Source organism: Sphingomonas sp. (assembly GCF_035910975.1).
GTDB lineage: Bacteria > Pseudomonadota > Alphaproteobacteria > Sphingomonadales > Sphingomonadaceae > Sphingomonas.
Genome location: NZ_JAMHWM010000020.1, coordinates 1 through 19,148 on the forward strand (window position 1 = coordinate 1; position 19,148 = coordinate 19,148).

A 19,148-nucleotide genomic window follows, 5' to 3' on the forward strand; every position below is an offset into this window, starting at 1 on the left:
GAGTGCTTGAACGAGCACCTGTTCCCATCGCTGGCTGTAGCGAGACGGATCATCGAGGCATGGCGGACGGACTACAATACCGTGCGTCCGCATAGCAGTCTTGGCGGGTTGGCACCCGCCGAGTTTACGAACCGCCCCCGCCAAGGGCATATGGACACCGAAGCTAAGTTATCAACGGCCTGAAAATGGGGAGCAGGTCAAGAGCAGCATCGCTTTGATCGACACCGGCAAAGCCGCGCACTGCCATAGGGCGGTCACCCGGCTCGCTCGCGATCTCATCATCCAGCTCGGGGTTGGACGCAATCATGATGTGGAAAGCGATGCCCCGTTCTTCGCAATAGTCCAGCAACAGGCGGGCGGCAGGAAAAGAGACACCGATCGACATGGCGGTCATGTCGAGCACGATATCCGTGGTTGCTTCCGCGATCGTGTAGTCACCGATCACCGAGGCGATCCGTACCCCAGCGATCGGCCAATTGTCGGTACCGAAGATATCGACCGGCGCGATCTCGCATCCAGGGATAAGCGCGCGAAGCCTGTTGGCGTTCTCGTCTGCGGCTTCGACCAGACCGGCATCAGGTGTCCCCCGCTCCTCGCGGACGAAGAGACCGGACATGCGGTCTCCTAGATGTTCGGCGAGCAGTGTCGCAATCGTCAGCGACCGTGGGTCGAAGCCGGCGGCGGCGACCAACAGGCAATGCACATTGTCGCGGCCGAAATACTCCTTCGCAAAGACGCCCACCTGATCATCGAAGTGGGCGACGCAATTCTCCCAATGATCGTGCGCCATCGCTAGGCCCCCTTCTCGCGCAGGTAATCGAGATCGCGCTCGAGAAAGCCGCCGCGGCGCAGTGTCAGTCCATGCGACAGCGCAACGACACCACTCAGTTCGATGAGGCACCAGTTCTTGCTGCCTTGGCCATAGTCGCGGGTGACCTCGATTGCGCCATGAGCAACAGCATATTTGAGGATGAGCGCGAGTTCGTCGCTCGACGGGAGGAGCTTGCCCATATCCTCTTCAAGGATTCCGACAGCATTGGCGCCGGCACCCAGACGGGCATGGGGCAAAAGCGAAACCTCGCGGCAATCTGCCGCAATACCATCGACCATCGCGCGTACATGGCGGGCGAACGGAAAGGCCCAGCCGTCCATGATCTCAACGGCCTTGGCGCCCAGTACATCCTGCTGCGCATTTGCCGGAAGCGTGAGCGTCCTTCCGCGGATCGCCTGTGTTTCCATCCGAGCAACAAGCGCTCCAGCGAGCTGAAGGAACAGCTCGGCGTTCTCGTTACTCGCATCGCACAGCGTATCGAACCCATAGTGGAGTGCGCGGCTGCTCATCTCGTTGAGATGAAGCCTTGCTGCTTCCGCGACCGCAGCGTTGGCCTTTAGCGGCGTGCGCGGCTCAGGGTCGAAATCCTCGAATAGTGAGACCTGCTGGTCCGAAACGCGGTTGGCATATCGGGCCATCAAGACCCGGACCATGGCGAGAGCGACCTCAGGTTCGCGATCTCCCGACTGCGTGCCGGCGAGATAGCCGCTGACCAGTTCCTCGATCGCCGTTCGTCGGGCGGGCGTTACATCGAAGCGGCGCTGGTCGCGTTCAACTTGGGCCTGCAGTTCGCGCACCTTCGCTTCGGAGAGTCGCGGTGGTTCATCGGGGACCAGGCGCCGGAACGGCGGAAGATTGCGATTTCGAAAGGCAGTGACGCGTGGGAGATAGCGATCAGCCATATCGGCCGCCATATCTCGAAACCGACGCCGTTCCTTATCGCGGCTCTCCCCGCCTTGCATGAAGATGTCGACATAGTCGCGGTCGGGCTTGAGATTATGGGTGGCGACGCTTCGTGCCGACCTGAACACCGCGCCCGGGCTGAGCGCGTCGAGCCGCATCATCATCCAGCGGCCAAATTTGATCTCTCGACGCGCAAGAGCAGTGAAGATCTGCTCGAATTGATCGGGATGCAGTGCATGCACGTCGTCGAGGATCGCAAGCGGTTTGACCGTCAGCCGCTCGCCCATCCAAGGGATGTTGATCTCCTGGATACATTCAAAGGGCTGATACGGGTCGGTTGCGGCGCTGGGCAGCTTGTCGATCGCTGGCGGCAACAAGCTCGCGCCTATTGAATATATGGCGCGCTGAACTTCGAGCGCGCGGTCGCGAATGCCTGCTGCAGTCAGCCCGCCGATCTGCTCGAGCTGCGCTTCGGACGCATCGCGCGCAATGAAACGAATATCCTCGAGCCGTCGGTGATCACCGTTGGTGAGACCTCGAAGCAGCGCCAGCATGGTGCGTGCCTGCATGAGCCAGAGCGCAAGCTTGGTCTTTACGCTGTCCTCATAGGGCAACTCCCAAAAGTCGCGATACTCCGACTCCATCGGGATGCGCACGGCAGCGACTGCTGGCTTGCCGTCTTCCAGAAACCCTGCCCCGGCGAGGGCGACACTGAGCTGTTTGTTGGTGTCGTTGGTAGGATCGCGCAGGATCGTTTCAACGAGCCGGAACTCTGCCAGCATGGCGAGCATCGTCTTGCCGCTACCCGGCGCACCGACGACGCGGATCGGTAGATCGAAAATGTCCGCCTTGCGCGGGTGCTCTGCCAGGAACGTCGTCAACGGTGCTGGGCTGACGATCTCCAAAAAGGTGGTGTCATCACGAATATATTCGGTCGCGCGGCGAAGGAACGGGTTTGCCATGGTCAGCCGTGCCTATCACGGCGACGGAAGAGCGGCTGCATCGCATGGCCTTTTTCGCCAGATGTTTCTGCCCAGAGCAGCGGAATGCTGTTGTTGGGCGTATTGTGCTCCAGGATCAGCGGCAGAGCGCAATCTGCGTATCCCATTTTCAGATCCGTCTGCTCGGCTTCGCCGGCATGCTCGATCAGTCGCTCGTAGAGGGCGTGATTATAATATTTCTCGCACAGGCCGATGACCGCATCGTCCACGCCGGCTGTGAGTTTGAGCGAGGCGGGCAACAAGCTACCCTCGGTCACGTCGATGGAGCCAAAGGTGCGATCGGCCCACTCGGTGTTCGCTCGGGCGGTGCGCTCCAACAACGCCTCCCGGGCCTGCGTGGTCGAAACGTAGTGGTGGATGTGCAGCGCGTAGTTCTCGACGATCGGAAATGTCTTGCCCTTCGCCTCGACGACCGAACGCGCACTGACAAGCATGTCGTTGAACTTTTGAAGCTTGCCCTTCCACTCTCCATCCTTGAACCGGATGAAGGTCGTGCCCGATGCTGTGAAATCGTCGATCAGATAGACGTGCTCGAATTGCTCGTCGCTGGCGTTGGCCTCTTTGATCTTTTTGCCGAGATCGAGCCATTTTTCGGTACCGATGTTCATCATCGGCACCACCTGCTCCTGCGTGATCCGCCCGCTGTTGGCGCGTCGCATAATGTCGATGCGGCTGCCGTCGCTCATGCCGATGAACAATGAGCGGCGCTTGATCTGCTTGAATGCAGCGACACCCTCGCTGCTTCCCCAGACCTCATGCGGCTCGATCTCTGCCTGAGCCGCCGCAAGGCGACGCAGGTGGGGCGTCACCGTCTCCGGGTAGAACGCTTCAATAGCGCGATAGAGTTCGGCATTCGAAATATACACCAGCCGGTGCTTGATGAAATCGTATGCGGTCTGGCGGTCTTCCGGCGCAAACTGTTTCAGCCATATCGCTAGGTTCTCGATGAACCGCGAGCCAGCCCGGAAATCGCTGTACCCGTCGTACTTGGTCGCAGCCATGAGCTGCAGCCAGTTATACTCGGTGGTCGCGACGCCGTCGTCGGTCCAGTTCATGATTTGCGCGATGAGACGCAGGCCAAGAATATTCATCGGCAACGTACATCGACATGATTAACAGCTGACGCCCGCACTCGGTTCTCCCCTCGGAAAACCCTATCCAAAACCTGCTCAGCAGAAAAGTGATTGAAGCAGGTACCGAGGGAAAATGATCCATTTCGATCGCAACTGGAGACAGCAGCAAATGAGGTCTTTATTGGGTTCGGCAGTTAACCGAGCCGGACATCTGCCGAACATCGCCCCTGACAACGCATTGCGCCATCGTTGCCCTAAACTATTTAGAAGTAATGGAATTTCCTGTCAGCTAGAGCTGATCACAATCGGCACCGGACAATTGCCGGACATTGGGGAGGTCGCCCGGCCGTGGGAATGGGCCGAGGGCGGCGGCTGCCGAAGTTGGCCAGCTAAAATTTGCAGCCCAATAAAATCAAGCAGTTACAAAAAATACCGTCAGGCCGTCTTGGAGCATAGAGTTCTTTGAAATTTCCTTAATTTTCAAAGCGATGTCAAAAATAGAATACCGTCAATCGCCCCGAGCGAGCTGACGGTATCATCATCAATCACGTAAACCTTTTACGGGATACCGTCACAAAGACCGTCAGAACCATTTTCTGCTAGCGGTGTCGAATAAAAGAGCGTGGGATTTCATCCACTTAACACCGGTTGACAATGCAGTTTCGATTGTCCGCAAAAACTCCGTAAATCCTTGTAAATACTACGAGAATATACTCCAGCCTATGCTATTCCCCTACTCCCACTCGATCGTACCCGGCGGCTTCGACGTATAGTCATAGGTGACGCGGTTGACGCCCTTCACCTCGTTGACGATCCGCGTCGCCACACGCGGCAGGAAATCGCCGGGGAAGCCGAACACCTCCGCCGTCATGCCGTCGGTCGATGTGACGGCGCGCAGGGCGAGCACGCTGTCATAGGTGCGTCCATCGCCCATCACGCCGACGCTGCGAACCGGCAGCAGCACCGCGAACGCCTGCCAGATCGCATCGTACAGCCCCGCCGCGCGGATTTCCTCGAGGTAGATCGCATCGGCCTTGCGCAGGATATCGCACCGCTCGCGCGTCACCTCGCCGGGAATGCGGATCGCCAGGCCGGGGCCAGGAAACGGATGGCGGCCGACGAACACGTCGGGCAGACCGAGCTCGCGGCCAAGGTCGCGAACCTCGTCCTTGAACAGCTCGCGCAACGGCTCGACGAGCTTCATGTCCATCCGCTCGGGCAGGCCGCCGACATTGTGGTGGCTCTTGATCGTGACGGAAGGTCCGCCGGTGAAGCTGACGCTTTCGATCACGTCGGGGTAGAGTGTGCCCTGCGCCAGGAATTCGGCGCCGCCGATCTTCCTCGCCTCTTCCTCGAACACGTCGATGAAGGTCTTGCCGATGAACTTGCGCTTGGCCTCCGGATCGGTGACGCCGGCCAGGCCCGACAGGAACAAAGTCGATGCGTCGACGTGGATCAGCGGGATGTTGTAATGGCCGCGGAACAGGCTGACGACCTGGTCCGCCTCGCCGGCGCGCATCAAGCCGTGGTCGACGAACACACAAGTCAGCTGCTCGCCGATCGCCTCGTGGATCAGCACCGCCGCCACCGCCGAATCAACCCCACCCGACAGGCCGCAGATCACCCGCCCCTTGCCGACCTGCGCGCGGATTTCGGCGATCTTGGTCTGGCGGAACTCCGCCATCGTCCAGTCGCCGGTCAGGCCGCAGACGTGGCGGGCGAAATTGGCGATCAGCCGGCCGCCGTCGGGGGTGTGCACCACCTCCGGATGGAACTGCATCGCATAGATGCGCCGCGCATCGTCGGCGATCACCGCATTGGGCGCGCCGGGCGATGCGGCGACGACGCGGAAACCGGGCGCCAGCGCCGTCACCTTGTCGCCGTGGCTCATCCACACCTGATGCGTCTCGCCTTCGGTCCACAAGCCGTCGAACAGCGCGCAGCCATCCTCGATCTCGATAAAGGCGCGGCCGAACTCGCCCGAGTCGCCCGCCAGCACCTCACCGCCCAGCTGGTGCATCAGCGCCTGCTGGCCGTAACAGATGCCCAGGATCGGCAGGCCGGCGTCGAGGATCGGCTGCGGGATGCGCGGGCTGCCCTCATCGAGCACCGACGCGGGCGATCCGGACAGGATCACGCCCCGGGGCTTCATCCGCGCGAACGCCGCCTCGGCCGCGTTGAACGGCGCGATCTCGCTGTACACGCCCGCCTCGCGCACACGGCGCGCGATCAGCTGGGTTACCTGGCTGCCGAAATCGACGATCAGGATCGAATTGGGCAGGATGGAATCGGGATGTTCGGCCATGCGCCCATCTAGCGGGTGTGGACGCCGGGGCAAGCGGGCAGGCTGGAGGCAGTGTCGCGTGGCGTGGCGTGTGTGAACGGCGATCATTCAGTCGAGCTGGCCGAGCCCCACGATGTTAATCCAGACCGACCACATCATTTCCAGACGTGCTGCTCTCGTCCTTGTCAGACGTCGCCCCTCCGCCTCGAAAGGCTTGGAACACGCACCAGAGCATGAAGGCACCAAACGGGATGATCCACCACAGACTGCTCATAATTTGCTCGCAATATCGCTAGGTCTGACACCGTCGTTGCCGATATCCTTTTAACGCTGAACCTCCACAACTGCGACACAGACCGCCGCACGGAGCACCGTGCGGCGGCTGATGCGCGTCACTTCACCGGCTTCACGTCCATCCCGGTCCACTTCGCCGAGAAGGCGAACAGGTCGGCCGCTTCCTCGATGATCTTGTCGGTCGGCTTGCCCGATCCGTGGCCGGCGCGCGTCTCGATGCGGACGAGGTGCGGCCGGGGGCCGATATCCGCCGCCTGGATCGCGGCGGTATATTTGAACGTATGCCCCGGCACCACGCGGTCGTCGGTGTCGGCGGTGGTCGCCAGGATCGCCGGATAGGTCTTGCCCGACTGGATATTGTGGTAGGGCGAATAGGCGTAGAGCGTCTTGAAGTCCGCCTCCTTCGACGGATAGCCGTAATCGTCGACCCAGTAGCGCCCCGCCGTCCAGCGATCGAAGCGCAGCATGTCCATCACGCCCACCGCCGGCAGCGCGGCGGCGAACAGATCGGGCCGCTGGTTGATGACCGCGCCGACCAGCAGGCCGCCGTTCGATCCGCCCTGCACCACCGTCGTCTTCGGCGATGCGATGCCCTGTTTGTCGAGATATTCGGCCGCGGCGATCATGTCGTCGAACACGTTCTGCTTGTTGGCGAGCCGCCCGGCGTCGTGCCACGCCTTGCCGTACTCGCCGCCGCCGCGCAGGTTGGGCACGGCGAGCACCCCACCCTGCTCCAGCCAGGCGACGCGGGTCGCGGAGAAGCCGGGCGGCAGCGACACGTTGAACCCGCCATAGCCATAGAGCAGCGTCGGCGCCGGGCCTTTCAGCCCCTTCTTGTGCACGATGAACATCGGGATCTTCGTGCCGTCCTTCGACGGGTAGAAGACCTGTTCGACCTGATAGGCCGACGGATCGAACGCGACCTTGGGCGCGGCCCAGACGGTCGCCTGCCCGGTCTTCACGTCATAGCGGTAGATCGTCGTCGGCGTGGCATAGCTGGTGAAGGCGAAGAAGGTCTCATTGTCCTCCGGCCGACCGCCGAACCCGCCGGCCGATCCGATGCCCGGCAGCGGCACGTTGCCCGCCGGCTTGCCGTCCAGCGCGTAGCGGCGCACCTCGGTCTTCACATCGACCATGTAGTTGGCGAACAGCATCCCGCCGACGATATTGGCGCCGTCGAGCACCGCCTTGTCCTGCGGCACGATTTCGATCGGCTGCGGACTAGCCTGCGCGACATCGAGCGAGACGATCCGCAGACGCGGCGCATCCTTGTTGGTCATGAACAGGAAACGGGTGCCGGTGTTGCCGATGTAGCTCCAGTTGTTCTCCAGCCCCGGGATCAACGTGCGCGGCTTCGATCCCGGCCTGGTCAAGTCGATCAGCGTGATTTCGTACCGGTCATCGGTGCCCTGGGTGGAGGTGATGACCAGCCATTTGCCGTCATCGCTGACGCCGGCGCCGTGACCCAGCTTTGGCCGGTCGGGCGTGGCATAGACCAGGACGTCCTGGCTCTGCGGGGTGCCGACCTTGTGGAAATAGACCTGCTGGTTCTCGTTCAGCGCCTGGAATTTCTGCCCCTCCGCCGGCGCGGCGAAGCGCGAGTAGTAGAAGCCCGACCCGTCCTTCGCCCAGCTCATGCCGGAGAATTTCATCCACTCGACCGTGTCGGCGAGCGGCTGGCCGGTGGCGACGTCGAGCACCTTGACGGTCCGCCAGTCGGTGCCACCGTCCTGGATCGCATAGGCGATGTACCTGCCGTCCTCCGACGGCACCCAGCCGCCCAGCGCGGTCGCGCCGTCCTTGGCCCAGGTGTTGGGATCGATCAGCACTCGTCCCTCGCCATTCAGCGAATCGCGGACGTAGAGGACCGACTGGTTCTGAAGGCCCGAATTGCGCGTGTAGAAATAGCGGCCGCCCTTGCGGTTCGGCAGGCCGAACCGCTCGTAGTCATAGAGCGCCTTGATCCGGTCCTTGAAGATCTCGCGACCGGGCAGCGTCGCCAGATAGGCGTCGGTGATCTTGTTCTGCTCCGCGACCCAGGCGGCGACCTTCGGATCGGTGCGGACATCGTTTTCCAGCCAGCGATAGGGATCGGCGACCTTCACGCCGAACTGTTCCTCGACGGTGGTGCCGCGTTCGGTGGCGGGATAGGTGATCTTCGGCATGGTATCCTGGGCGAAGGCGGCGACGGGAGTGGTCGCGGCGAGAAGAGCGGCGAGAAGCGCGCGGCGCATCTGGTATCTCCGGAAACGAGAAAGGAGGCCGCACCCTATCGGATGCGACCTCCCCTTCAAGCGATTCTGCTGCGAAGTGCCGGAACCGATCCCCAAACCGCGACGCGGCTAAGCCGCGTCGTCGGACGACGCATCAGCGCCGCCGGCCGTTCGAGGAAATCCGCGGCGCGTAGCTACGCTACGCTCACGCTTCCTCGAAGTCCTCGGTCATGACCGGACCCGAATCCTGCCCCTTGGCGCTGACGTCGCGATCGACGAACTCGATGATCGCCATCGGCGAGGCGTCCGACGCGCGGATGCCGGCCTTGATGATGCGGGTGTAGCCGCCGTTGCGGTCGGCGTAGCGCGCCGCCAGCGTATCGAACAGCTTCACCAGCTGCGCATCGTCGAGCAGGCGGGCATGGGCCAGGCGACGGTTCGAAAGGCCGCCCTTCTTGCCCAGCGTCACCAGCTTCTCGATGTACGGACGCAATTCCTTCGCCTTGGCGAGGGTGGTCGTGATCTGCTCATGCTTGATGAGCGCGGCCGACATGTTGCGGAACAGGGCCGCACGATGGGCCGAGGTACGCTGCAGCTTACGGCCGCCGACGCGATGACGCATGGTAATTCCTTCTCAGTTCGTTCGGGGGCCGTGTCAGGTACCCCGGACCAGGTGAGGACGGTTGGCTCACCCAAAAAACCGTCGCCTCGAATGAACGAGGCCCTTTTCTGATCGGCCCGCCGCGGCAAAGCCGCGTCGTCGAACGGGGCCTTGGCCCCGCCGGCCGCTCGGCAGCGTCTCCGGAATAGCTTGCGCTATTCCGGCACGCTTAGCCGAGGATTTCCTGTTCCAGCTTCTTGGCCATTTCCTCGATGTTCTCAGGCGGCCAGCCGGGGATTTCCATCCCCAGACGCAGGCCCATGCTCGAAAGCACTTCCTTGATCTCATTGAGCGACTTGCGGCCGAAGTTCGGCGTGCGCAGCATCTCGGCCTCGGTCTTCTGGACCAGATCGCCGATGTAGATGATGTTGTCGTTCTTCAGGCAGTTCGCCGAACGCACCGACAGCTCCAGCTCATCGACCTTCTTGAGCAGGAAGCGGTTGATCGTCGCCGTATCGCCGGTGTCGGCGGGGGCGGCGGACGGAACCGCGAGGCCGATCGGAGCCGAGCGCGTCACAGACGAATCGTCGAAGTGGACGAACAGCGCCAGCTGGTCCTGCAGGATGCGGCCGGCATAGGCCACCGCGTCCTCGGGCGTCACCGTTCCGTCGGTCTCGACCGTCAGCGTCAGCTTGTCGTAATCCAGGTCCTGTCCGACGCGGGTCGGATCGACCTTGTACGACACCTGGCGTACCGGCGAGTAGAGCGCATCGACCGGGATCAGGCCGATCGGCGCATCGGCCGGGCGGTTGTTCGCGGCGGGGACATAGCCCTTGCCCGTATCGGCGGTCAGCTCCATGTTGAGCGTGGCGCCGTCGTCCAGGTGGCAGATGACGAGATCGGGGTTCATCACCTCGATATCGCCCGACACGGCGATGTCGCCGGCCTTCACCTCGGCCGGGCCGGTGGCGCTGAGCTGGAGGCGCTTCGGCCCCTCGCCCTGCATCTTGAGCGCGATCTGCTTCACGTTCAGAACGATGTCGGTCACGTCCTCGCGGACGCCGGCCAGCGACGAGAATTCGTGCAGCACGTTCTCGATCTTGATCGAGGTGACGGCGGCACCCTGCAGCGACGACAGCAGCACGCGGCGCAGCGCATTGCCCAGCGTCAGGCCGAAGCCACGCTCCAGAGGCTCGGCGATGAAGGTCGACTTGCGCTTGCCGTCGCCACCCTTCTTTTCCAGGCCGTTGGGCTTCTTGAGTTCCTGCCAGTTCTTGGGATTGACGGACACGGGCTACCCCTTGCTCTTGGACCGGCGGATGATCGCGGCCGCCGGCCGATTGAAAATTGTCCGCGCAGCGCGATCAACCGCGCGCGGACACTGGCGGTCGATCAGACGCGGCGACGCTTCGACGGGCGAACGCCGTTGTGCGGGATCGAGGTCACGTCGCGGATCGACGTGATCTGGAAACCGACCGCCTGCAGCGCGCGCAGCGCCGATTCGCGGCCCGAACCCGGACCCTTCACCTCGACCTCGAGCGTGCGGACGCCGTGCTCGGCGGCCTTCTTGCCCGCGTCCTCGGCGGCGACCTGGGCCGCGTACGGGGTCGACTTGCGCGAACCCTTGAAGCCCATCATGCCGGCCGACGACCAGCTGATCGCGTTGCCCTGGGCATCGGTGATGGTGATCATGGTGTTGTTGAAGCTGGCGTTCACGTGCGCGACGCCGGCGGTGATGTTCTTGCGCTCGCGACGGCGAAGGCGCTGCGGTGCTTGTGCCATGTGGTGTTCCTGACCTGATATCTCAAGAGACGCCGGACGATGCCGCCCGGCGGAGAAGCAATCGCGTCAGCGATTACTTCTTCTTGCCGGCAATCGGCTTGGCCTTGCCCTTGCGGGTGCGCGCGTTGGTGTGCGTGCGCTGGCCGCGGACCGGCAGGCCCTTGCGGTGACGCAGGCCGCGATAGCAGGCGAGATCCATCAGCCGCTTGATGTTCATCGCGGTCTGGCGACGCAGGTCGCCTTCCACGGTGTAACCGGCGTCGATCGCCTCGCGGATCTGGAGCACTTCCTGATCGGTCAGGTCCTGCACGCGACGCTCGGGCGCGATGCCCAGCTTCGTCGTCAGTTCCTTGGCCTTGGTCTGGCCGATACCGTGGATATACTGAAGCGCGATCACCACGCGCTTGTTGGTCGGGATGTTGACGCCCGCAATACGTGCCATGAATTAGGTTCTCCCAGCTCCACGCGCCCGGCATGGCCGCCCGGCACATCTCATCGCGTTGACATCCGAAACGCACGAATACCGACGAGCGCACGATAGCGCCGCCGGTGGGCCGGTGGTTCGGAATGAAGCGCGATTAGGCCGGTGCGGCCCCCGAGTCAACAATCACTTGGGCGGAGCCGCCGGCGCTTCCGCCGCAGCCTTCAGCCGCTTGACCTGTTCGCCCAGCACACGATCGACCAGAGGGGCGAGTTCCTCCCCGCCCTGGCGCATATGGCCTCCGACGACGTAGGTGAGCGTCAGTTTCGTCGCTCCCTCGCCTTCGGCATCAAGCTTGAACGCCAGCGTACCGGCCACCGCCTCCGCCTGAAGCGGCCCGAGCGAGCTTGCCATGCGGATCATCCGGCCCGGCTGGACATAGACGATATGGCCGTGCTCGACGCTGCCCTTGTCGTCGAGCCGCTCGCAGAAGCAGCCGGTCGCCTGGGCGTCCATGTACAGGTTGGCACTCTTGCCCGAATAGGTGTGATCGGGGCTCCACCACAATTGCGGGCTGCGCAGCGTGTCCCATACCTTCGCGCGCGGCGCGTCGATCGTGACGACGGTTTCGATCACGAAGCTGGTCGGGGCGCTCGCGGTCACTTCCGCAGTGGCGGGCGCGGCCAACATCAGCGACAGCGTGGCGACGAACCTGAACATGATGCTCCCCCCGAGTCTCCTCGGGGGGAAGGCTATCGTCAGCCCGCCAGACTGTCGAGGATCGCCGCGATGTCGCGCGCGACGGCATCCATGTCCGCCATCCCGTCGACCCGGTGGACGATGCCGCGCGCGTCATAGACCGGGAGGATCGGCGCGGTCTTGGCACGATACTCCGCCATCCGGGTACGGACCGTCTCGGCATTGTCGTCCGGGCGGCGCTTGAACTCGGTCGATCCGCAGACGTCGCAGACGCCCGCGGCCGCCGGCTGCTTGTAGCGATCGTGATAGCCCGCGCCGCACGCCGCGCAGGTGAAGCGGCCGGTGATGCGATCGACCAGCGCATCCTCATCGACCGCCAGTTCGATCACCGCGTCGAGCTTGCGCCCGCGCTCGTCGAGCAGCAGGTCGAGCGCCTCGGCCTGCGCCTCTGTACGCGGATATCCGTCGAAGATCGCGCCGCCCGCGGTATCCGCTTGATCAAGCCGTTCGCCGATCAACGCGGAGACGATCGCGTCGGACACCAGTTCGCCGGCCTCCATCACTGCCTTGGCCTTCAGCCCCACCGGCGTGCCCGCCTTCACCGCGGCCCGCAGCATGTCGCCGGTCGACAGCTGGATCATGCCGCGCTCGGCCTCGAGCCGGCTCGCCTGGGTCCCCTTGCCCGCCCCCGGCGGCCCGAGAAGGATGATGTTCACGCCTCGCAACTCCCCTGTGTCGCGGTCTGGAAGGATCAGCGGATTCGTCCGCCCTTCAGCTTCGCCTTCTTGATGAGGTCGCCATATTGGTGCGCCAGCAGGTGCGACTGGATCTGCGTGACCGTGTCCATCGTCACGTTGACGACGATCAGCAACGACGTGCCCCCCAGATAGAAGGGGATCGACAACGCCGACACCAGATATTCCGGCAGCAGGCAGATGACCGTCAGATAGGCGGCACCGACTACGGTGATGCGCGTCAGCACGTAATCGAAGTAATTCTCGGTGTTCTTGCCCGGCCGGATGCCCGGCACGAAGCCACCGTAGCGCTTCAGATTGTCCGCCGTTTCCTCAGGATTGAAGACGACCGCGGTGTAGAAGAAGCAGAAGAAGATGATGCCAGCGCCATACAGCGCCATGTACACCGGCGATCCGTGGCTGAGATACTGGTTGAGCGTGATGACGAAGTCGCCCCAGCGGCTTTGCCCCGCGACCGACTGGCCGGCGAACTGGGTGATCGTCAGCGGCAGCAGCAGCAGCGACGAGGCGAAGATCGGCGGGATCACGCCGGCGGTGTTGAGCTTGAGCGGCAGGTGGCTGCGCTCCGCCTGAACGCCGCGCTGCGTCTGGCGCTTGGGATACTGGATCAGGATGCGACGCTGCGCGCGTTCCATGAAGCAGATGAACAGCACCAGCAGCACGACCGCGATGATGATCGCGACCAGCGACATCGGGTTGAGCGAGCCGGTACGGCCGCCCTCGAACAATTGGACCAGAGTGGTCGGCAGATGGGCGACGATGCCCGCCATGATGATGAGCGAGATACCGTTGCCGACCCCGCGGCTGGTGATCTGTTCGCCCAGCCACATCAGGAACATCGTGCCGCCGATCAGCGAGACGACCGCGGTGACGCGGAACAGCATGCCCGGCTCGACCACCGCGCCGCCCGCTTCAAAGCCGGTAGCGATGAACCAGCCCTGGATCGCGGTGAGGAACACCGTGCCATAACGGGTGTACTGGTTGAGCTTCTTGCGGCCGCTCTCACCCTCCTTCTTGATCGCGGCGAGCTGCGGCGACAGCGAGGTCGCGAGCTGCACCACGATCGACGCGGTGATGTACGGCATCACGCCCAAAGCGATCAGCGAGGCACGCTCCAGCGCGCCGCCCGAGAAGGTGTTGAAGAAATCGAGCACTCCGCCCCGCGCCTGGTCGGCGAGCGCGGCGAGGCCGGTCGGGTCGATACCCGGCAGCGGCACATAGCTGAGCAGGCGGAACACCACGAGCACGCCCAGGGTGAACCACAGGCGCTTCTTGAGGTCGGTCGCCTTGCCGAATTTGGACAGGTTGAGGCCGGATGCCAGATTGTCGGCTGCGGATGCCATGTGATCGATTGTCCCGGAAACAAGAACGGCGGCGGGCGTTCATTTCCGCCCGGCCGCCGTCCATATAGTCACCCGCGCAAGCTTGTCGAACCTGTCGGTCGCAATTTTACGCGAAGCGCCAGCTTACGCCTTGAACGAAGCCTTCTTTTCGGCCTTCGCCTTCTGGACGGTGCGGTGCTTGGCCTTGGCCTTTTCCGCCGCCGGCACGATCTCGGGGATCGTCACCGACCCGCCAGCCTTCTCGATCGCCTCGCGCGCGCCCTTCGACACGCCGGCGACAGTGAAGGTGAGCTTGGCCGAGAACTCGCCCTTGCCCAGCACGCGGACGCCGTCCTTGCCGCCACGGGTCAGGCCCGCCGCGTCGAGCGCCGCCTGGTCGATCGTCGCCTTGGCGTCGAGCTTGCCGGCATCGACCGCCTTCTGGATCGCGCCCAGGTTCACCTCGGCATAATCCTTGGCGAAGATGTTGTTGAAGCCACGCTTCGGGATCCGCATGTGCAGCGGCATCTGGCCGCCTTCGAAGCCCTTGATCGAGACGCCCTCGCGGCTCTTCTGGCCCTTCTGGCCACGGCCGCCGGTCTTACCCTTGCCGGAACCGATGCCGCGGCCGATCCGCATCCTGCGGTGGCGGGCCCCTTCGTTGTCGCGGAGATCGTTCAGATTCATGATATGCACTCGCTTTCGCTATGTTCGCGCTGAAATAAGGAAGGGGGCCGTTAGCCCCCTTCCCCGCATTTGTCACGTGGGAAGGCAGATCAGCCCTCCACGATCTCCACCATGTGCGGCAGCTTGCGGATCATGCCCCGAACCTCGGGGCTGTCTTCAAGCTCGCTCACCCGGTGCATCTTGTTGAGGCCCAGGCCGATCAGCGTCGCGCGCTGATCCTTGGTGCGGCGGATCGGCGAACCGATCTGCTTGATCTTGATCTTCGCCATGTCTCTTACTCCGCGATCGCGGCCGCATCGGCCTCGGCGGTCTGCGAACCGCCACGGCCGAGCAGGTCGGCGATCTTCTTGCCGCGCCGCTGCGCGACAGACTTCGGCGAAGTCTGCTCGGTCAGCGCCTCAAAGGTCGCGCGGATCATGTTGTACGGGTTCGACGTGCCGACCGACTTTGTCACCACGTCGGCGACGCCGAGCGATTCGAAGATCGCGCGCATCGGGCCGCCGGCGATGATGCCGGTGCCGGCGGGGGCCGTGCGAACGGTCACGCGACCGGCGCCGAAATGACCGTTGCCGTCATGGTGCAGCGTGCGGCCGTCCTTCAGCGGAACGCGCACCATCGCCTTCTTCGCGGCCGCGGTGGCCTTGGAGATGGCTTCCGGCACTTCCCGCGCCTTGCCGTGGCCGAAGCCGACGCGGCCCTTGCCGTCGCCCACGACGACCAGCGCCGCGAAGCCGAAGCGCTTGCCGCCCTTCACCGTCTTGGAGACGCGGTTGATGTGGACCAGCTTCTCGATCAGTTCCTCGCCGCCGTCCTCGGCACCGCCGGGACCGCCACGACCACGGCCGTCACGACCACGACCGCCGTCACGACCGCCGCGACCACCGCCCGGGCCACCCGGACCACGACCACGGCCGCCACCGGGACCGCCACGGCCACGACCGCCGCCGGCATAGCCGCCCTGAGGAGCATCGTTGGTCGGCGTCGAAGCCTCGACCGGCGCGCCTTCCGGCGTGTTGTTCTCGTCGGCCATCTTAGAACTCCAATCCGCTTTCGCGCGCGGCTTCCGCCAGCGCCTTGACGCGACCGTGGAACAGGAAGCCACCACGGTCGAACACGACCTGGGTGACGCCCGCGGCCTTCGCCGCCTCGGCCACGCGCTGACCGACCGCCTTGGCGGCGTCGATCGTCGCGCCGGACTTGCCGGCATTGTCCTTGCCCAGCGTCGATGCCGCGGCGACCGTGCGCCCCTCGGCGTCGTCGATCACCTGGGCATAGATGTGCTTGCCCGAGCGATGCACGCTCAGGCGGGGGCGCGAGCCAGCACGGGCGCGCAGCGTCGTGCGGTTGCGGCGACGCCGCTTCTCGAAGAGGGAGAGACCCTTGGTCATTACTTCTTCTTCCCTTCCTTGCGGAAGATGAACTCGCCGTCGTACTTGATGCCCTTGCCCTTATAGGGTTCGGGCTTACGCCAGCGACGGATTTCCGCGGCGAACTGGCCGACCGCCTGCTTGTCGTTGCCCGAGATCTCGACCGTGGTCTGATCGGGCGTCTTCACCTCGATGCCTTCCGGCACCTCGAGATCGACATCATGCGAATAGCCGAGCTGCAGCTTCAGCTTGCGACCCTGCGCGTTGGCGCGATAGCCGACGCCGGTGATGAGCAGCTTCTTCGAGAAGCCCTCCGTCACACCGGTCACCAGGTTCTGCACCAGCGTGCGCTGCATGCCCCAGAAGGCACGCGCCGACTTGCTGTCGTTGGCCGGCTGCACCGAAATGCCGCCGTCCTGGAGCTCATAGGTGATCTCGTCGCGCATCGCGAGGCTCAGGGTGCCCTTCGGCCCCTTCACGTTCAGCGTCTTGCCTTCGATCGAGGCGGTGACGCCCGCCGGTACGGTGACCGGCTTCTTGCCGATGCGGCTCATCAGAACACCTCCGCCAGCACTTCGCCGCCGACATTCTGCTCGCGCGCTTCCGCGTCCGACAGAACGCCCTTCGGCGTCGAAACGATCGTGATGCCCAGGCCGTTGCGAACACGCGGCAGCTCCTGGCTGCCCGAGTACACGCGGCGGCCCGGCTTCGAGACGCGCGCGACGTGCTTGATCGCCGGCTGGCCCTCGAAATACTTCAGCTCGATGCGGATGCCGGCGGCGGGGCCCATCTGCTCCTCGCTCCAGCCACGGATGTAGCCTTCGCGCTGGAGCACGTCGAGCACGCGCTGACGCAGCTTCGAACCCGGGGTCAGCACGCTGTCCTTGCGGGCGCGCTGGCCGTTGCGGATGCGGGTGAGCATATCACCCAGGGGATCGGTCAATGCCATCGTCTAACCCTTACCAGCTCGACTTCGTGACGCCGGGGATCAGGCCCTTGTTGGACAGATCACGCAGCATGACGCGAGCGAGACGGAACTTGCGGTAATAGCCGCGCGGACGCCCGGTCAGCTCGCAGCGGTTGCGGATGCGCGTCGGGTTGCCGTTGCGCGGCAGCTCGGCCATCTTCAGCCGCGCGAGCAGACGCTCGGTCTCGTCGAGCGACTTGTCGTTGGCCGTCGCCTTCAGCTTCGCATATTTGCCGGCGTACTTCTTCACCAGCTGCTTGCGACGCTCATTCTTGTTGATCGAACTCAGTTTCGCCATGGACTTAAGCTCTCTTTCTTACGCCGCTTGCTTCTCGGCCTGGTCGCCGACCATGCCGATGAAGGGGAAGCCGAACAGGCGAAGCAGCTCGCGCGCCTCGTCGTCGGTCTTCGCGGTGGTGGTGACGATGATGTCCATGCCGCGGATCTGATCCACGCTGTCGTAGCTGATTTCCGGGAAGATCAGCTGCTCCTTCAGACCCATCGCATAATTGCCCCGGCCGTCGAACGACTTGGGGTTCAGGCCGCGGAAATCGCGGATGCGGGGCATCGCGATCGTGACCAGGCGGTCGAGGAATTCGTACATGCGCTCGCGGCGAAGGGTGACCTTCACGCCGATCGGCATGCCCTCGCGCAGCTTGAACTGCGCGATCGACTTCTTCGCCTTGGTGATGACAGGCTTCTGGCCGGCGATCAGCTGCATCTCGGATGCGGCCTGCTCGACCTTCTTCTTGTCCTGGGTCGCCTCGCCGACGCCCATATTGATGACGATCTTGTCCAGGCGCGGAACCTCGAGGTGGTTCTTGTAGCCGAACTTTTCGGTCATCGCCTTGGCGATGCTCTCGTCATACTGCTTGCGCAGGCGCGCCGTATATTTGTCAGCCACTGATGGCCTCCCCGGTCTTGACGGCCACGCGGACCTTCTTGCCGTCCTTGGTCTCGAAACGGACGCGGGTCGGCTTGCCGTCGGCGGTCACATGCGCGACCTTCGAGATGTGCAGCGGCGCTTCCGAACGCTTCAGGCCGCCCTGCGGATCGGCCTGGGTCGGCTTGGCGTGGCGCACGGCGATGTTGACGCCAGACACGACGACCTTGCCGTCCTTCGGCATTGCCTGAGTGACTTCGCCGGTCTTGCCCTTGTCCTTGCCGGACAGGACGATGACGCGGTCACCCTTCTTGATCTTCGCGGCAGCCATCACAGCACCTCGGGAGCGAGCGAAATGATCTTCATGAAGCCCTTCGAGCGCAACTCGCGGACCACCGGGCCAAAGATACGGGTGCCGATCGGCTCCTCGTTCTTGTTGACCAGGACGGCGGCATTGCCGTCGAAACGAATGACCGAGCCATCGGCGCGGCGAACGTCCTTGGCGGTGCGGACGATGACGGCGCGGTGCACGTCACCCTTCTTCACCTTGCCACGGGGCTGTGCTTCCTTGATGCTGACGACGATGACGTCGCCGACACCGGCCGTGCGGCGCTTCGAGCCGCCCAGCACCTTGATGCACTGCACCCGCTTCGCGCCGCTGTTGTCAGCGACGTCGAGATTGGACTGCATCTGGATCATCGATCCGTATCCTTCTCTCTTCTGGCGCTGGATACCGACCCAGCGCCGCCTTCAGATGCCCCGGAAACCGGAGCCGCTAGCTTTACGCCGACGCTTCCGCCGCGATCATTTCCGGCGTCGCGTGGGTGTTGACCCGCTCGACGACCTTCCACGTCTTCAGCTTGGAAATCGGAGCGGTCTCCTCGATCCGCACCGTCTCGCCGGCCTTGTACTCGTTCGCCTCGTCATGGGCGTGGTACTTCTTCGAACGGCGGATGATCTTGCCGTAGAGCGGGTGCTTCACCTTGCGCTCGACGTTCACCACCACCGTCTTGTCGGTCTTGTCCGAGACGATCACCCCGGTCAGCACGCGCTTCGGCATGTCT

25 protein-coding genes are annotated in these 19,148 nt (G+C 63.8%); 2 read left to right on the plus strand and 23 right to left on the minus strand.

Annotated elements, in window-relative coordinates:
- Positions 1-183 (plus strand): integrase core domain-containing protein (locus tag VYI76_RS03345; RefSeq protein ID WP_326523361.1); only part of this gene is annotated, 183 nt, incomplete at its 5' end.
- On the opposite strand, the gene VYI76_RS03350 is transcribed toward VYI76_RS03345, so the two are convergent.
- Genes VYI76_RS03350 through VYI76_RS03360 form a run of 3 tightly spaced genes read right to left on the minus strand, consistent with a single transcriptional unit; the run spans position 164 to position 3,791 of the window.
- Complete coding sequence (locus VYI76_RS03350) at positions 164-790, minus strand: hypothetical protein (protein ID WP_326523362.1); 627 nt, start codon at positions 788-790, stop codon at positions 164-166. The genes VYI76_RS03345 and VYI76_RS03350 overlap by 20 nt on opposite strands.
- Positions 791-792: 2 nt before the next feature.
- The gene (locus VYI76_RS03355; RefSeq protein WP_326523363.1) at positions 793-2,697 is read right to left on the minus strand and encodes a hypothetical protein; all 1,905 of its coding nucleotides are present in this window, start codon (positions 2,695-2,697) and stop codon (positions 793-795) included.
- Positions 2,698-2,699: 2 nt separating this feature from the next.
- Positions 2,700-3,791 (minus strand): phosphoribosyltransferase-like protein, encoded by a 1,092-nt coding sequence (locus tag VYI76_RS03360; protein WP_326523364.1) that lies wholly within the window; start codon positions 3,789-3,791, stop codon positions 2,700-2,702.
- Positions 3,792-3,942: 151 nt separating this feature from the next.
- Here VYI76_RS03360 and VYI76_RS03365 point away from each other — a divergent pair, with 151 nt between their 5' ends.
- Positions 3,943-4,275 (plus strand): hypothetical protein, encoded by a 333-nt coding sequence (locus tag VYI76_RS03365; protein WP_326523365.1) that lies wholly within the window; start codon positions 3,943-3,945, stop codon positions 4,273-4,275.
- A 267-nt stretch (positions 4,276-4,542) separates the two neighbouring features.
- Here VYI76_RS03365 and guaA read toward each other — a convergent pair whose 3' ends face one another.
- The 20 genes from guaA to rpsQ form a co-directional block, all read right to left on the minus strand.
- A complete protein-coding gene (gene guaA, locus VYI76_RS03370; protein ID WP_326523366.1) occupies positions 4,543-6,114 on the minus strand; it encodes a glutamine-hydrolyzing GMP synthase in 1,572 nt (523 codons plus the stop codon).
- 371 nt (positions 6,115-6,485) lie between these two features.
- A complete protein-coding gene (locus VYI76_RS03375; protein ID WP_326523367.1) occupies positions 6,486-8,621 on the minus strand; it encodes a prolyl oligopeptidase family serine peptidase in 2,136 nt (711 codons plus the stop codon).
- 184 nt (positions 8,622-8,805) lie between these two features.
- Complete coding sequence (gene rplQ, locus VYI76_RS03380; protein ID WP_326523368.1) at positions 8,806-9,222, minus strand: 50S ribosomal protein L17; 417 nt, start codon at positions 9,220-9,222, stop codon at positions 8,806-8,808.
- Positions 9,223-9,430: 208 nt separating this feature from the next.
- The gene (locus tag VYI76_RS03385; RefSeq protein WP_326523369.1) at positions 9,431-10,492 is read right to left on the minus strand and encodes a DNA-directed RNA polymerase subunit alpha; all 1,062 of its coding nucleotides are present in this window, start codon (positions 10,490-10,492) and stop codon (positions 9,431-9,433) included.
- A 101-nt stretch (positions 10,493-10,593) separates the two neighbouring features.
- Positions 10,594-10,983: a 30S ribosomal protein S11 gene (gene rpsK / locus VYI76_RS03390; protein ID WP_066486290.1), complete on the minus strand. Its 390-nt coding sequence runs from the start codon at positions 10,981-10,983 to the stop codon at positions 10,594-10,596.
- Positions 10,984-11,056: 73 nt separating this feature from the next.
- Positions 11,057-11,425 carry a 30S ribosomal protein S13 gene (gene rpsM / locus VYI76_RS03395; protein ID WP_326523370.1) on the minus strand — a complete coding sequence of 123 codons (369 nt, stop codon included), beginning with the start codon at positions 11,423-11,425 and terminating at the stop codon, positions 11,057-11,059.
- A 165-nt stretch (positions 11,426-11,590) separates the two neighbouring features.
- On the minus strand, positions 11,591-12,124 hold the full coding sequence (locus VYI76_RS03400; protein WP_326523371.1) for an SRPBCC family protein: 534 nt from the start codon (positions 12,122-12,124) through the stop codon (positions 11,591-11,593).
- A gap of 38 nt (positions 12,125-12,162) precedes the next feature.
- The gene (locus tag VYI76_RS03405; protein WP_326523372.1) at positions 12,163-12,819 is read right to left on the minus strand and encodes an adenylate kinase; all 657 of its coding nucleotides are present in this window, start codon (positions 12,817-12,819) and stop codon (positions 12,163-12,165) included.
- Positions 12,820-12,854: 35 nt separating this feature from the next.
- A complete protein-coding gene (secY, locus tag VYI76_RS03410; RefSeq protein ID WP_326523373.1) occupies positions 12,855-14,201 on the minus strand; it encodes a preprotein translocase subunit SecY in 1,347 nt (448 codons plus the stop codon).
- Between the two features lie 123 nt (positions 14,202-14,324).
- Positions 14,325-14,867: a 50S ribosomal protein L15 gene (gene rplO / locus VYI76_RS03415; protein WP_326523514.1), complete on the minus strand. Its 543-nt coding sequence runs from the start codon at positions 14,865-14,867 to the stop codon at positions 14,325-14,327.
- An 89-nt stretch (positions 14,868-14,956) separates the two neighbouring features.
- Positions 14,957-15,136, minus strand: a complete 180-nt coding sequence (gene rpmD / locus VYI76_RS03420; RefSeq protein WP_326523374.1) for a 50S ribosomal protein L30 — start codon at positions 15,134-15,136, stop codon at positions 14,957-14,959.
- 5 nt (positions 15,137-15,141) lie between these two features.
- The gene (rpsE, locus tag VYI76_RS03425) at positions 15,142-15,897 is read right to left on the minus strand and encodes a 30S ribosomal protein S5 (protein WP_326523375.1); all 756 of its coding nucleotides are present in this window, start codon (positions 15,895-15,897) and stop codon (positions 15,142-15,144) included.
- A gap of 1 nt (position 15,898) precedes the next feature.
- On the minus strand, positions 15,899-16,255 hold the full coding sequence (gene rplR, locus VYI76_RS03430; RefSeq protein WP_326523376.1) for a 50S ribosomal protein L18: 357 nt from the start codon (positions 16,253-16,255) through the stop codon (positions 15,899-15,901).
- Positions 16,255-16,788 carry a 50S ribosomal protein L6 gene (gene rplF / locus VYI76_RS03435; RefSeq protein WP_326523377.1) on the minus strand — a complete coding sequence of 178 codons (534 nt, stop codon included), beginning with the start codon at positions 16,786-16,788 and terminating at the stop codon, positions 16,255-16,257. The genes rplR and rplF overlap by 1 nt, the downstream gene beginning before the upstream one ends.
- Positions 16,788-17,183 carry a 30S ribosomal protein S8 gene (gene rpsH / locus VYI76_RS03440; protein ID WP_326523378.1) on the minus strand — a complete coding sequence of 132 codons (396 nt, stop codon included), beginning with the start codon at positions 17,181-17,183 and terminating at the stop codon, positions 16,788-16,790. The genes rplF and rpsH overlap by 1 nt, the downstream gene beginning before the upstream one ends.
- Positions 17,184-17,193: 10 nt before the next feature.
- A complete protein-coding gene (gene rpsN, locus VYI76_RS03445; protein WP_326523379.1) occupies positions 17,194-17,499 on the minus strand; it encodes a 30S ribosomal protein S14 in 306 nt (101 codons plus the stop codon).
- An 18-nt stretch (positions 17,500-17,517) separates the two neighbouring features.
- Positions 17,518-18,105 carry a 50S ribosomal protein L5 gene (rplE, locus tag VYI76_RS03450; protein WP_326523380.1) on the minus strand — a complete coding sequence of 196 codons (588 nt, stop codon included), beginning with the start codon at positions 18,103-18,105 and terminating at the stop codon, positions 17,518-17,520.
- Positions 18,098-18,415: a 50S ribosomal protein L24 gene (rplX, locus tag VYI76_RS03455; RefSeq protein WP_326523381.1), complete on the minus strand. Its 318-nt coding sequence runs from the start codon at positions 18,413-18,415 to the stop codon at positions 18,098-18,100. Before rplX ends, rplE begins: the two co-directional genes overlap by 8 nt.
- Complete coding sequence (gene rplN / locus VYI76_RS03460; protein WP_326523382.1) at positions 18,415-18,783, minus strand: 50S ribosomal protein L14; 369 nt, start codon at positions 18,781-18,783, stop codon at positions 18,415-18,417. The genes rplX and rplN overlap by 1 nt, the downstream gene beginning before the upstream one ends.
- A gap of 82 nt (positions 18,784-18,865) precedes the next feature.
- The gene (rpsQ, locus tag VYI76_RS03465) at positions 18,866-19,144 is read right to left on the minus strand and encodes a 30S ribosomal protein S17 (protein WP_326523383.1); all 279 of its coding nucleotides are present in this window, start codon (positions 19,142-19,144) and stop codon (positions 18,866-18,868) included.
- Positions 19,145-19,148: the final 4 nt, after the last annotated feature.